Below are 13,952 nucleotides of genomic sequence, written 5' to 3' on the forward strand. Positions count from 1 at the left end.
GAATTATGCTCAATAAACAATAGTCATTATTGCTTATTCTTTATATGACTTAATTGATCAAAATAATATCTATATTCTGATTCAGGAGTATTAAACTAATAAATATTTGGCAGTGTAATTGGTAATTGAATAATAAAAGTGGGCTTATTTAAAGGGAAAAGCAAAAAGGTGCCCAAAATGGACACCTGACATATTTTAACTATAACATTTTAAGCAAGCACTTGACTTGCTCTGATGCTATTGATTAATTTTTCTCTGATTCCCAGTATAAATATTGCTCATATTTACGGAGCGCAATATTATAATTACTGAAAGCCGATTCAGTCATTTTATCGCTTAATTGCTCTTGGATTTTGCTTGTAGTGAACTCTTTCATTGAGAAGTTTGATGATGAGAGTAGTTCATCTAGGCGGCGCAAACGAACAACATATTCACGAACGGTACTATGGCTCATTTCAGTCTGTAAAAATAAATACTGCTTAAATGACATAATATCAAAGAAGTCAGTATTACTATTGCAATAAATTTCGCTGCAGAAACGACAAAGTGCAGTAAATTTATCCTGTAACTCAAGCCAAGTATTTTCATCGACCAACTCAGTCATCTCAGCAATAGCTTCTTTATTCAAGATACTATCGTTAAAAACGAGAGAGATACGATCCAATGTTTTATGACAATGTGCACAATGTGTTTGGCTGTGTTTAAAGTCTTTAATATAACGACTCAGAGGCCGTTTCTTAACAATAGAAGCAGACATGATGATAAAGCCCTGTGTGTAAGTCTAAAATTAAAATTGTAGCGTGACATGTCACGTTACATTCTGATTATGCCCATAGCATTATTATTATCCGCTATGTTGCATAGTGATACAGATATACCTATATCAAGCTATTTACTTTCACTTAAGGTAAGCATTCATACTAAAAAAACACCGTATGCACTACTTCCCTCTGTGAAATGCATTCTATCGCGTCTATCGCTCTTTGGCGAATTTCTGCGAAGACTAGAGTTTGGTACGAATTTGATTTAGCGTCAACCTATTAAACCAGTCTTTTATTGTCTTTGCATAAAATCAAAGCACGATGAAATTTTATAAGACGCTCACCATACCAACCACTAGGACAGAAACTTTACTGATATTCACCAGTGCATTCAATGGAAATTTAATTTAAAAATCAGTTCTATAGATAAATTGACGCTAAAATAGCAAAAGTGTGACGCAAATCACTTAGCATAACTAAAATTTAACTATTTATGCCGTAGTTGTTTATTTTTTAAATAGTCCATAAGCTACTATAAACACTAAGATGTAAATTATTTTTTACATTTATATGACAATTACACATATGAATTTATTTTCTGATTATATGCAAAATAGTTATAGTTTATAGCAAAAAAGTCTATTAGGTTTATAGAACTTACTTAATGTTCTTCCAGAAAACCAGTAACTTAATGATATACAGCAAGTATATTCCTCTACGTACTTACTCATAGAAAAGGATAGTGAGTTCATCGAACGATGAAAAAAGCATCATAGAAAATGTCACGCCATCCACATTTTCTGTGGGTAAAACCCCCTTCAATCTGTGGATAACTTTCTTGGTAAGTGATGAAATGGCACTTTGCATTATCTGAATGAAAAACAAGCGACTCGCGGCAACTGTTCTAACGGCTCTCAATATCCAACAAGTGGAGCAGGTACACATATCGTACTTTCAATAACACATTTTCATTGTTCTTATTCCAAGCCTTATTTAATGAATAACTCGTATTGTTTAGACTAAAAAACCAAATAGTAAATTTATAACGATAAAAATATTTATTTTTGATTAACTTATAAACGATTTGTCGAGTTATTTTTTAGGATTTGTCACGTTTGATATTGCAGCAATCTCTTATATACTCGATTTTGCTACTTCAATAACAAATAATTTTAAGGTTGATTATGAAAAAGTTAATTTTAGCTTGCGGTATGGGTTTAATGGCATTGACTATCACTGCTTGCTCTGAAGAAGAGAAAAAAGCAGAAGTAGTTGCAGGTGCAACTGAGACTTGTAACGCATATTTTGCTGAAGTGGATGGTTTAATCGCTAAAGCTTCTGAAGATCCACAAGCAAAAACTCAACTGGACTCAATGAAAGGCCAGCTGGAAGAAGGTAAAAAGCAAATTGCAGCATTACCTAAAGATCAGCAAGATAAAGCTTGCCAACAAGGTATTGATGCACTGAAACAAATGAAATCTGTATTAGGTCTGCAATAATCAGATATCTTTGAAAATATGGAGCCATTAATCCTTGGCTCCATCACTCATAGCGAATCTCTTCATATCTTCCAATCGATGACATCCACGAAACGTATTATTGTTTTTTGAAAGTAATTTCATCTCTATTTACCTACTATAAATTATACGGAAAAAACAGTCATTGTGTGGCTATTAGACGCTATTTTAGATAATACGAAACTAACCTATTAAGATTCATTTTAATCGTAATCTAAATAACCACGTAATGATTAGATTTAAGGTTCTTTTAAATAGAGATTATTCAAAAGGGGAAAATATGAAATTTTATCTAACATCCACACCCACTAAAGCCTACGAAAGTGATACCTTTTTAAGAAAAATTAACAGTAAAGATAAGTTTATTGTCACTGTAGAGTCCGATAATAATGAATTAAAAGTTACCCCTCAAATAGCACCTAAAATAAACTATATTAAAAACACCCCTTTTGAATTAAAGAAAACATTAGAATTTGATATTAATCATATTCATGATAGCGTGAATCATTCCATCTCAGCATCTTTCCAAGATACCCTATCGAGTTTGACACGAGGGAAGCTTCCGTTTTTTAATCAAAAAGAAAAATCGAAGATCTATGAAAAGATTGTTGATGAATTTATCTTGCAAGAACAAAAAACCTATGTTTGCTCAATTATTAACAAAGAAATAGATAAAATAAACAGTCAAATTTTAACAAAAAACCAAGCTAACGATAAAAAAGAAAATATTATTACTAAAGCGGATAAAGCCAAAATATTTTCACAGATAGAGCAGTCTCATGGCATATACCTTGGTGTCGACTTTGATACGCTAGCTCAACCCTCAATTAAGGGGGCCGTTATCTCTGTCAAAGAGCTAGAAAGCAAGCTACACATTCTCGCAAAAGAGTTCTCGGACGGAAATAGCCTAGTGAGAGGCCAAATTAAAGAACTATGTTTAAACACAATTAGTGATTATATTTTCTCACACTATTACCCGAATATCTCATTAAGCAAGATCAGAGAAGATACGGCAACCCTCATCAATAATATTGTTATCGAGAAGTCCAAGCAACAACTATTAATTTTTGTTTGATAAATAAAAAGCAGTAAAGTAATCTTATATCACTTTACTGCTTTATTATGCCCCTTATATTACAGCCAATTACCAAACCGTTTAATATAAAACTGTTTCATTAACTGAGCGACAATACAATAACTGACTAGAGTTAACACCAGCCAAGGGAAATATTCAATTGGTAATGGCTGTAATCCAATCATTTCACCAAATGGTGAGAATGGAATATATAACCCTAGTACCATAATAAACCCTGTGGTTAATAATACAGGTAATGCTGCTGTACTTTGGATAAATGGGATCTTTTGAGTCCGTAACATATGAACGACTAATGTTTGTGATAATAATCCCTCGACAAACCAGCCTGATTGGAATAATGCTTCATGAGCAACCGTATTGGCCTGAAATACATACCACATCAGTGCAAATGTAGTGATATCAAATATGGATGATGTTGGCCCAATCCAAACCATAAAACGGCCAATGTTTTTTGCATCCCATTTACGGGGACGTTTTAAAAACTCTTTATCCATTTTGTCCCAAGGTAAAGCCAACTGGGAAATATCATACAATAAATTTTGCACTAACAGGTGGATGGCTAGCATCGGCAAAAAAGGAATAAATGCACTTGCAATCAATACTGAGAAGACATTTCCAAAATTGGAACTCGCAGTCATATTCAAATATTTAATGATATTGCCGAACGTTTCCCTTCCTTTAATTACGCCCTGCTCAAGAACCATTAAATCCTTTTCTAGCAGAATAATATCAGCGGATTCTTTCGCAATATCGCTACCTGTATCAACAGAAATTCCGACATCCGCATCACGAAGTGCGGGCGCATCGTTAATGCCATCACCTAAAAAACCTACTGTATGGCCATTCGCCTGTAGTAATTTTAAAATTTTGGATTTTTGTAAAGGTGTTAATTTACAGAATACCGATACCTGCTCTACTTTTTGTTTTAACGCCTCATCGGTCATTGCCTCGACTTCAAGGCCAGTCATAATTTCACTAATACTTATCCCAACGTCACGGCAAATTTTTTCCGTAATGATGGCATTGTCACCTGTTAATACTTTTACGGTTACCCCATTGTCTCGCAATGCGGCAATTGCTGAAATTGCACTTTCTTTTGCAGGGTCGAGGAATGTCAAAAGACCACGTAATTCAAGCTGCTGCTCAGCTTGGGCTGAAAGAGGTAAACAAGCCTCATCTTCATTTAAGTGACGAGTTGCAAGTAATAAAACGCGAAAACCTTGACGATTATAGTCACTCACTAACTCACTGATTTGCTTCCTAGCTTGTGAATCTAATAAGAGCGATTGACCATTTTGCTGATAGCTTGTGCATACCGCTAGCATCTCTTCCGCCGCACCTTTGCATATCAACAGAGCCTCACCTTCCGCTGTTTTTACCGTGACAGAAAGTTTACGACGAATAAAATCAAACGGTAACTCATCGATTTTTTGATAAGCACGTAACTGTTCAATCTCCTGTTTCCCTCTTCCTCGGCGAATAATTGCCTGATCCATCATATTTTTCGTGCCGCTTTGATTAAAACTATTTAACCACGCGAGCTGAAGGATTTGGTTATCTTTCTGCCCTGCACTATCTAAATAATGCTCTAATATGATCTTATCTTGCGTTAACGTGCCTGTTTTATCTGTACAAAGGACATCCATTGCCCCAAAATTTTGAATCGCATTAAGCCTTTTAACAATCACCTTGTGTTTAGACATGGCGATCGCCCCTTTGGCTAAATTAGAGCTAACAATCATAGGCAGCATTTCAGGTGTGAGGCCGACTGCAACAGCAAGAGAGAATAGTGTCGCTTCAAACCAATCGCCTTTTGTAAAACCGTTAATCAACAAAACAATCGGAACCATCACCAACATAAAGCGAATAAGTAACCAACTCACACTACTGACTCCACGATCAAATGCAGTTTGTGCACGGGTTCCTACGATTGATTTTGCTAATGAGCCAAGGTAAGTTTTTGCCCCTGTGGCAACCACAATACCTCTTGCTGCCCCACTGGTAACATTGGTTCCCATTAAACAAATATTGGAAATCTCCAATAATTCATTTTCCGTTGGTGAAACCGTTTCAAGACTTTTAGCACTAACATCCCCCAAAGTGTCATATTTCTCTACAGGAATTGATTCCCCTGTTAATATGGCCTGACTGATAAAGAGGTCGCGAGACTCAACGAGTTTGAGATCTGCTGGAACCATATCCCCTGCCGATAACAGTACAATATCTCCCGGCACTAAACACTTTATTGGAATTTCTTTACGGACTGAGCGCCCTGTTTGGTTATCACGACGAAATACGGTTGCTGTCGTACGAACAAGTGACTTTAACGCCTCCGCGGCCTTATTAGTTCGATACTCCTGCCAAAATCGCAATAATCCGCTTAGCAAAACCATCGTGACAATAATAATCACGCCCGTTAAATCAGTCTCTTCACCGTGTCGTTCTGGGATCAGGTAATCGGTGAAAAAACTCACTACAGCCAACGTCATTAAAACAAAAATAAAGGGGTTCTTAAATGAAGAGAGTAGCTGTTTCCATGCTGGAGGGGCCTTTTCATGAGCGACTTCATTTTCCCCCACAGAGACTAATCGGTCGAGTGCTTCATTCTCGGATAAACCAAGTAAATGAGTTTGATACGCATTCAGTACTTGCTCTACTGTTTTGTTTGCTTGTTCGCCAACAATAAATTTTTGGCGTCCAGTCACTTTGGCATTTTTGCCAGTTCTGTGTTGATGCCTGATTTCAGTCATAACGTTTATCTCTACTAGGCACTTTGCGTGCGGCTTAAAACGCTATCTAACTGAAAATAAATTATTTATTCATAGTTAGATAGCTCCTGTATTGGCTCCATGACGGAGGGTGATCGTCCATTGCGGCTCCTTTTGTTAATGATGATCTGGCATTCAGGCTGGCAGCTCTGATGCGACTTTCCAATTGATTGCGCTAACACTCTGTTCAAGACTGATCCGACACACTAGCGCTTCAATTTCTTTCTGTTCCGCTGGCGTCGCTAAAAACTCCGCGAGCACCTCTAACTGTTCAGGTTTCAATGTATCGGCACTGCTTAATGACTGTAGACGAATATTTAACCCATTGATGGCCTGTAAAATTAAAGTTCTCACTAAGATTTCGTCTTCTTGATGGCACATCACGCGGATCTTATAACGCTGCGCTATATCAATCGCCTGCTGCTGTGGCTGTTTGTTAATACGTTGTGCTGCCTCTCGCAGTAAGATATTGGCGCACAAGATAAGCATGGTTGCCATGGTCGCTAAAGAATATTGGCCAAGTCCACATAACACACCAATCCCCGCTGAGCACCAAAGGGTTGCCGCCGTATTCAAACCACGGATATTCATTCCTTCACGCATAATGACACCAGCGCCAAGAAAACCGATCCCTGACACGACTTGTGCCGCAATTCGTCCGGGGCTATCAGGTGAAGTTGTCACTGAGCTTAAAATAAATACAGCCGCCCCAGTTGCAACTAAGGCATTAGTGCGTAGCCCTGCCATACGTTGACGCCATTGACGCTCAGCGCCGATTAATGCTCCTAGGCACATTGCAGAAACTAAATTGAAAATATCAGGAGTAAATAACATGATTGTTCCTCCAAAAATAATTTGGATATATCAGTCATATTTCAAGCCGCAGTGTTTTTAACAATATTTATTCACCGCAGAGGCATCATTAGCTATACCTCTGGCAATGTATTCTCTTGCTGCTTCACTGCATCTCAAATTATTTTGGGTAGATGAAAATATGGAAAATAAATTCCATATAGCCTTAAAGTGAATAATAAAATAATTATTCAGACGTTATAGGCATATACCCGGAGGAAATAATGAATAGAAATAGAGCTTCATGATTTTTACTCACAAAATAACAATAAGCTATTGATAGCTCATCACTTTATATTAAGGAGTATCGCGTGCATTTACGCTCGATACTGCCCGCCATGGTGGCAAGCAGTTAAATAGAAAGGTAATTAATTACTTGCCAATAAATTTAGTGTTTGTATTACAACTCTGACTGTCCAAGTAATTATCTCCTAAGAAAATTTGCAAGAAGTATAGATTGCGTCATTTATGAAGTAAAGCTTTAAAAAAATATTTAACAAATTTAACTTTCAATAGGGCTGACAAATACGCCTTCACCACCCTCTTTTTCGTTAAAAAACCAAATACCGCCCGGGTACTCTGGCAAGGAAACTAAATACATTGTACCTTCATTAAAAGGCTCAATTAACAATATCTTCCCTTCACGACGACTCTGTCCGTCTGTTTTAACATAAACACGATCATGAATTTTCATTGATGGCGGTCTCCAGTAAAAAAAATCCTCTGAAGCCTAGTTTAGCGGGTATGAAAAAGCCCGTCATTAAAAATGACGGGCTTTAGAAAATCAGTTAAGCAATTAAGCTTAGATTGCAGTTACGTTAGCAGCTGCTGGGCCTTTCGCACCATTTTCAATGGTGAATTCAACTTGCTGGCCTTCTGCCAGAGTTTTGAAACCAGCGCCCTGAATGGCAGAGAAGTGAACGAAAACGTCTTTGCTACCATCAGCAGGAGTGATGAAACCGAAGCCTTTAGACTCGTTGAACCACTTAACTTGACCTTTCATTTTGTCGGACATTTGACTTTTCCTATATAACATCAAAAAAACTTGCCTTTTCGGCATATATGGGCCAGAGTCAACTATTTAATCAGGAAAAAACCAAGATGAAGCGTCACGGTCAAAGGCTATCTGGGATAACTTTCTTCTTTAGAACACAAACTCAGTAATCGTACATCAAATAGGACTGCTAAACAGGCCGAGACTCATTAACTCATGAGTTAAGGATAATAGCAACTATTTTATATAGATTACCCCTAAAAAAATGCTGTTTTTTAAGTTACGTCACTTTTCACGCGGTTAACCGAACAAATTTTTTCGCATTTTGTTGATAGATTAAAAGATTTATTGAACAAATATCCCATTTGTCAGTGAGATTATTCTTATACAGTGACAATTACACTCAAAATTTTTTACAACTGATATATAACAATTCAACTTACGCATGATACTCTTCAAGGTATAGATGCCTTTACAGAGAGCTATCACATTATGGATATCATCAAAAAAATACTTATTGAAGATTTAGACACCATCAATAAAAAAGAAAAACGCGATGGCAAACCTTACTTCAACAGTCAATTCATCGCAAATCATCCTTACCTGTGTATCGGTATGGTCGCGGCCTATATTCCATTAGCAATTTTGGTTTTATATGCCCCTTATTTTGGTCTGTATTGGATGCTAGGTTTTACCGCACTATTTGTTATATTAGCGGCTGTCTTATTATTTGATATTAAACCTGTTTACCGTTTTGAAGATATTGGCGTGCTCGACCTGCGTGTTTGTTATAATGGCGAGTGGTTTGTTACCGAGCAAGTTTCTGATGCATCAATTCAAAAGATACTTGATTCAAATGAAGTCAATCATGCAATTAAGCAAGAAATAACCCGTTTGCTAGAACTTAAAGGGATGCTTTCATTTTATGATATTTATCATATTGCCTATCCTGAGATCCCATCACAGGCAAAGGCCCCTTTAATGACTCAGAATAAAGCGCAATATCAATAAGCTAGTATGAAAATCAACCATAATGCACAGTCAGTAATCAAACAGATTATTTTTGTGTTTTTATCGTTGACAGTCTGAGGCGATACCGTTAATATTCGCCTCGTTCTCAGGAACACAACAATTCCTCCATAGTTCAGTCGGTAGAACGGCGGACTGTTAATCCGTATGTCGCTGGTTCAAGTCCAGCTGGAGGAGCCAAATTTTGAAAGCCCGCTTTATAGCGGGCTTTTGCTATTTAAGCAACCGCATTTTTTAAGAATGCATTACGCCAATGCTGAACCCCCTGCGCATTTCGCTGATATTGCCTTATCGGCGCTAGCACCAAACTAAAAAAGGCAAAGTAGCCTTCACACAATTGGTTACGTCCAAATTGATTCAAATGAGCCGGGCAACCGCCTTGGCAAACCATTTTAACCGAGCATTGTTGGCACTCTTTGCGTCGACTCTTATTTTGCCCAAAAGGCAACGAGATAGATGCCTCAACAAAATCACTAAATCCTTGCTGCCCATTAAATTGACCAAGATAGTGACTTTGATTTGCTTGATGATCGCAAGCGTAAATCTCGCCTTGAGTTTCCATCATCATATTCGTGCCACAGCGTTCTGAATGAACACAAGTACTGCTCACCTGAGTAAAGTATTGGCTATATACCTGTTCAATGTTCATCACAAAAACACGCCCGATATGCCCTGACGCTTGCCACTGTTGATACACTGAGCTTAAAAATAGCCCCCAATTATTCGCACTGAGCGTGAATCCTTGATGGATAGCATCCCCCTCCAGCATAAGGGGTTGAAATTGAATATAGCGAATACCAAGTTGTACAAAATGAAGGTAAATCTCTTTGCCTAAATGAGCGACACCATCGTGTACCACCGTCAATATATTGAATTCAATGTCAAACTGTTGCAGTAGTGCGATCCCTTTTATTACGGAGGCATAGCTACCACTATTTCCCCTTCTATCATGACGGTATTGATCATGGATAGATTCGGGGCCATCAAGGCTCACGCCAATAACAAAATCATGTTGTTTCAAAAAACGGCACCAAGAAGGCGTTAATAACGTCGCATTCGTTTGCAACGTGTTAATAATACGCACTCCGTGAGGCGCATATTTTTGCTGTAAAGCAATCGCGCGCTTATAAAAATCTAACCCCGCTAATAACGGCTCTCCACCTTGCCAGACAAAATTGATCTCTTTGGTGTAAGCCGGCTGGGCAGCTATATAATTTTTAATAAATGGCTCCAACATGGCTTTGAGCATTGGCGCCGCTTTCTGCTCATTATGCTGGGGGTAATAACAATAATCACACTTTAAATTACATCCCGAACCAACAGGCTTTAATAAAATATGAAAAGGAATTGCTGATTTTAATGATTTCCCCTGCAATCTGGGAGGGTCATAAAAAGAAATTTTCATATTAACCTCCCATCATTTCACCTTTGCAGGCTCAATACGCTTATTTGTCTTCGGATCTATGCCGATATAGTTCCCTGTAGACTCATCGACACCGATGTAATCGATAGCCTCTCCTTTCGCTTCAATAATCATGCCGGTCTTGGCAAATTGTTCGTATTTCTTTTGCAGCTTTTGCACAATTTCAGGGTGTTTTGCCGCTAAATCACGGGTTTCAAGTGGATCTTCTTTTAAATTGAAAAGTTGCCAAGGAGCCATTTCTGCTTTTGGAGAGGCTTTCACTAAACGCCTTAATTTCCAATCGCCTTCGACTAACGCCGCTTGATTATGTAATTCGACACCAAATAGCTGCCGTGGATTAACAGTCGATTTGCCAAGGAAATGGGATTTAAAGCTCGTACCTAACATCGGTAATGGATGGATATTTTTAATCTGCTTATTAGCATCAATACCAGCAAATTCATATAGCGTTGGGGCAATATCGTAAACCGCCATCGGTGTTTTATCTATACTCCCCGCCTTACCAATACCCGGCCCAGTGATAATTAAATCGGTATTGATCCCCCCTTGAGCACTGGTCGTTTTATGGTAATTGGCATAAGGTGCATTACTGACATTCGCCCATTGAGGCCCCACAGAGACAAACGAATTCTTACGCCCAAGATTTTCATAGCTATTATCAAACTGTTTCCAATATTCAGGGTCTGACTCATAATAAAAACCGGATGCAGGGTTTGCACCATTATCTGTCGCAAAAATAATAATCGTATTTTTATCTCTCCCCGTCTCTTTTAGCGTATTAATAACGCCACCAATTTGATCGTCCATATAGGCAATCATTGCAGCATATACTTGCATCGTTTTAGCTGCATAGCGCTTTTCTTCAGGGGTTAATTGTTCCCATTCCTTATCCAAATTTAATTTCGGCATCGGTGTTTTATCGTTAATAATCCCTAATTCTTTCAAGCGATTTATTCTTTGCCGATAAATTTTGCCAAATCCTTCGTCATATTTTCCGTCAAATTTACGGATCCAGTCATCAGGCGCTTGGATAGGATCATGAGGTGCGGTGAAAGCGAGGTAAGCAAATATTGGTTGATCACTCGGAGTCTGTTTAATCCACTGTTCCAATTGCTGCGCATAGTTTTTACTTGAATAAAAATCGCTCGGCAACGAAACTTTCTCGCCATTTAACGTATAATACGTATGGAAACTTTCAACCGTTCCAAGCGGTTTAGCATCATCAAAATGACTGGTTCCTCCTCCCATAAAAGCAAATGCTTGATTAAAACCTCGGTCTGTTGGCCTCGCACCTTTGGTATAACCTAAATGCCATTTGCCTGACATCAACGTGTTATAACCCGCATCTTGGAAGCGTTCAGCCATGGTTACCACTCTATCCGTTAAGCGTAATTCATAACCTGGCTTGCCGACCGTATTTTCATACCACCACATCCCTCCCATTCCCGCTTGTTGGTTTGTGGCTCCAGTCATTAACATTGAGCGTGCAGGAGCAGACATCGGCGAAGTGTAATACTGGCTCATCCTGACACCTTGCTCAGCCATTTTTTGCAAATTTGGTGTTGGGATTTCCCCTCCAAAAGGGCTAATGTCCGAATACCCCATATCGTCGGCAATGATGATCAGAACATTAGGCCTATCATCGACTTCCCCCAATGCCACACCCGACATCACGGAACTTAATGCAATTGCTAGCAGTGTTTTTTTCATCACATCACCATATTGTTAATTTATTGTATCATTAACGTTAAATATAGTTTTGCTTTATGACTATCGTTCTTAGGTATGATATCTACAGGTAATGTTTTTCGCCGACATAACCACCGCATTGCTCACTTAGCAATCACTTGGCATTTTTTTTCATATTTATACTTTACAAGCATGAACAGGATGGGTAATATGCGCCTCGTTCTCAGGAACACAGCAATTCCTCCATAGTTCAGTCGGTAGAACGGCGGACTGTTAATCCGTATGTCGCTGGTTCAAGTCCAGCTGGAGGAGCCAAATTTTGAAAGCCCGCTTTTTAGCGGGCTTTTTCGTTATGCAGACTTGTTCTAACATTATTTGAATAAATCGCGTTCGTTAGCTAATAACTCTTTATTTCCCTTCTCTATGGTTTGCCTAAAACGTTATGAGAGATCTAAGAAATCAATAATGGTCAAGTGCTTTTTATTCATTTCTAACACTCGATTTTGTAAATATTGCTGAGTGATTTCATAACGGTCATTGTTAGCATATTTCACATAAACCATTCTTAGTAAAAAATAGAGCACAAAAAGTGCCAAGTTGAGTCCTAAGAATAACAGCAGCATATGTAGATTAGCTATAAGTTCAGGAGCAAGGGAAAAAGAAAAAGGCATTAGTGAGAATGTCATAGTGAAACCAAAGAGAATGGCGAATTTTAATGAAAACATTACGCTATATCTTTTGAAGAAAAAAAAATATATTGAAGTAAATAGGTAAGCTGATTGACTCGTATTATTAATGAGACCAATCACCGCTTTTTTCTCATCATGGATAATCTCAACATCATCCCCTTTTGCAACAATAAATGGCGCTTGGCTCCTCATAAAGATACTATTTTCCTTTCTTCGTTCATGAGTACCACAATAGTAAATATTGCCCTTACTGTGAATATAATGGTAATTATTGGATACATCAATTTCTACCCTTTTATCAGCAACATAGTTACTTATATGTACATTCTTATTAGTAGTTTCCTTTTCCTCAACTTCAAAATGACTAACATGCAAACCTAATTTTTTTATACGATTAATATTTATATCAGGATTACTTTCTATATAATAATGCTCAGTGAAACTCAATTTATTAATTATCTTTCTTAACAGAAAAAACATATAGAAATAGGCTTTTTTATTGAATATTCCAGTTTCACTTTGTCCCTTTTCTTTTTGTAAATTTAGAATCGCCGAATTAAAAGGAGAACATAACATTATCCACAATCCTTTTACCCCATAAATCAAACCTATGTAAACAATTGCCATCAGAATAAATGCTATTCCTGATAGGAATATATCTGCTTTTATAATCATTATCAGGATCGCCATGATAATTAGCACAAAAAAATTAAAGATAAATACAAAATCTCCCTCTCCTCGCTCGTAATCAGTCGTCAATTCACATCCATTTTCAGCGATTAACCAATATAACCAATAATCACCACTATCGAGTTGACTAACACAAACCTTTAATTTTTCATTTTTTTTGATACTGTCTAATTTGGGAAGTATTTGGGGAAATTGAGAGCTATAACAATATAAAACCTTATTTGATGCTATGATCCTTATAATGTCATCACCACAAATTTGTTGAATATCATATCGGTCAAACTGTACCTCAATGACCGTAGTATCCTTTGGCACATGCTCCTCCTTGTTCTATTCCATTTTTAGTTTTATCGTACGTTAAGATAACGTGCCTACTATTATTAAATCAGTTATCCATACTAAAATATGCAAACCAAGCCACAAAAATAGCAATGACCATTCATC

General features: G+C 37.6%; 11 protein-coding genes and 2 tRNA genes. 5 read left to right on the forward strand and 8 right to left on the reverse strand.

Annotated elements, in window-relative coordinates:
- Window positions 1-244 precede the first annotated feature (244 nt).
- Entirely contained in the window at window positions 245-757 is a 513-nt protein-coding gene (gene fliZ, locus PR833_RS12270) for a flagella biosynthesis regulatory protein FliZ (RefSeq protein ID WP_004918523.1), read from the reverse strand.
- Between the two features lie 1,188 nt (window positions 758-1,945).
- Between fliZ and PR833_RS12275 the strand changes: the two genes are divergently transcribed.
- Window positions 1,946-2,260: a DUF5339 domain-containing protein gene (locus tag PR833_RS12275; RefSeq protein WP_004918520.1), complete on the forward strand. Its 315-nt coding sequence runs from the start codon at window positions 1,946-1,948 to the stop codon at window positions 2,258-2,260.
- A gap of 298 nt (window positions 2,261-2,558) precedes the next feature.
- Entirely contained in the window at window positions 2,559-3,353 is a 795-nt protein-coding gene (locus PR833_RS12280; RefSeq protein ID WP_272526182.1) for a hypothetical protein, read from the forward strand.
- Window positions 3,354-3,412: 59 nt separating this feature from the next.
- On the opposite strand, the gene mgtA is transcribed toward PR833_RS12280, so the two are convergent.
- The 4 genes from mgtA to cspE form a co-directional block, all read right to left on the reverse strand.
- Complete coding sequence (gene mgtA / locus PR833_RS12285; RefSeq protein ID WP_053110766.1) at window positions 3,413-6,124, reverse strand: magnesium-translocating P-type ATPase; 2,712 nt, start codon at window positions 6,122-6,124, stop codon at window positions 3,413-3,415.
- Between the two features lie 153 nt (window positions 6,125-6,277).
- A complete protein-coding gene (locus PR833_RS12290) occupies window positions 6,278-6,976 on the reverse strand; it encodes an MgtC family protein (RefSeq protein WP_004918513.1) in 699 nt (232 codons plus the stop codon).
- A gap of 520 nt (window positions 6,977-7,496) precedes the next feature.
- Entirely contained in the window at window positions 7,497-7,688 is a 192-nt protein-coding gene (dsrB, locus tag PR833_RS12295; RefSeq protein WP_004918512.1) for a protein DsrB, read from the reverse strand.
- 108 nt (window positions 7,689-7,796) lie between these two features.
- Window positions 7,797-8,009: a transcription antiterminator/RNA stability regulator CspE gene (gene cspE, locus PR833_RS12300; protein ID WP_008911725.1), complete on the reverse strand. Its 213-nt coding sequence runs from the start codon at window positions 8,007-8,009 to the stop codon at window positions 7,797-7,799.
- Between the two features lie 471 nt (window positions 8,010-8,480).
- Here cspE and PR833_RS12305 point away from each other — a divergent pair, with 471 nt between their 5' ends.
- Together PR833_RS12305 and PR833_RS12310 are read left to right on the forward strand one after the other, a co-directional pair.
- Window positions 8,481-8,999, forward strand: a complete 519-nt coding sequence (locus PR833_RS12305) for a YlaC family protein (protein ID WP_004918510.1) — start codon at window positions 8,481-8,483, stop codon at window positions 8,997-8,999.
- Window positions 9,000-9,121: 122 nt separating this feature from the next.
- Window positions 9,122-9,197, forward strand: a tRNA-Asn gene (locus tag PR833_RS12310).
- A 37-nt stretch (window positions 9,198-9,234) separates the two neighbouring features.
- Here PR833_RS12310 and PR833_RS12315 read toward each other — a convergent pair.
- Together PR833_RS12315 and PR833_RS12320 are read right to left on the reverse strand one after the other, a co-directional pair.
- On the reverse strand, window positions 9,235-10,422 hold the full coding sequence (locus PR833_RS12315; RefSeq protein WP_004918509.1) for an anaerobic sulfatase maturase: 1,188 nt from the start codon (window positions 10,420-10,422) through the stop codon (window positions 9,235-9,237).
- Window positions 10,423-10,434: 12 nt separating this feature from the next.
- Window positions 10,435-12,150: an arylsulfatase gene (locus tag PR833_RS12320; protein ID WP_004918507.1), complete on the reverse strand. Its 1,716-nt coding sequence runs from the start codon at window positions 12,148-12,150 to the stop codon at window positions 10,435-10,437.
- Window positions 12,151-12,368: 218 nt separating this feature from the next.
- Between PR833_RS12320 and PR833_RS12325 the strand changes: the two genes are divergently transcribed.
- Window positions 12,369-12,444, forward strand: a tRNA-Asn gene (locus PR833_RS12325).
- 125 nt (window positions 12,445-12,569) lie between these two features.
- Here the strand turns inward: PR833_RS12325 and PR833_RS12330 are convergent.
- Window positions 12,570-13,823, reverse strand: coding sequence for a hypothetical protein (locus PR833_RS12330; RefSeq protein ID WP_230494575.1), 1,254 nt, complete (start codon window positions 13,821-13,823; stop codon window positions 12,570-12,572).
- Window positions 13,824-13,952 lie beyond the last annotated feature (129 nt).

Source organism: Providencia sp. PROV189, from assembly GCF_028480065.1.
Classification (GTDB): Bacteria; Pseudomonadota; Gammaproteobacteria; order Enterobacterales; family Enterobacteriaceae; genus Providencia; species Providencia stuartii.

Excerpts from the sequence above, each read along its gene's own strand:
- fliZ (WP_004918523.1), bottom strand. The coding sequence starts at position 757 with ATGTCTGCTTCTATTGTTAAGAAACGGCCTCTGAGTCGTTATATTAAA.
- PR833_RS12275 (WP_004918520.1), top strand. The coding sequence starts at position 1,946 with ATGAAAAAGTTAATTTTAGCTTGCGGTATGGGTTTAATGGCATTGACT.
- PR833_RS12280 (WP_272526182.1), top strand. The coding sequence starts at position 2,559 with ATGAAATTTTATCTAACATCCACACCCACTAAAGCCTACGAAAGTGAT.
- mgtA (WP_053110766.1), bottom strand. The coding sequence starts at position 6,124 with ATGACTGAAATCAGGCATCAACACAGAACTGGCAAAAATGCCAAAGTG.
- PR833_RS12290 (WP_004918513.1), bottom strand. The coding sequence starts at position 6,976 with ATGTTATTTACTCCTGATATTTTCAATTTAGTTTCTGCAATGTGCCTA.
- dsrB (WP_004918512.1), bottom strand. The coding sequence starts at position 7,688 with ATGAAAATTCATGATCGTGTTTATGTTAAAACAGACGGACAGAGTCGT.
- cspE (WP_008911725.1), bottom strand. The coding sequence starts at position 8,009 with ATGTCCGACAAAATGAAAGGTCAAGTTAAGTGGTTCAACGAGTCTAAA.
- PR833_RS12305 (WP_004918510.1), top strand. The coding sequence starts at position 8,481 with ATGGATATCATCAAAAAAATACTTATTGAAGATTTAGACACCATCAAT.
- PR833_RS12315 (WP_004918509.1), bottom strand. The coding sequence starts at position 10,422 with ATGAAAATTTCTTTTTATGACCCTCCCAGATTGCAGGGGAAATCATTA.
- PR833_RS12320 (WP_004918507.1), bottom strand. The coding sequence starts at position 12,150 with ATGAAAAAAACACTGCTAGCAATTGCATTAAGTTCCGTGATGTCGGGT.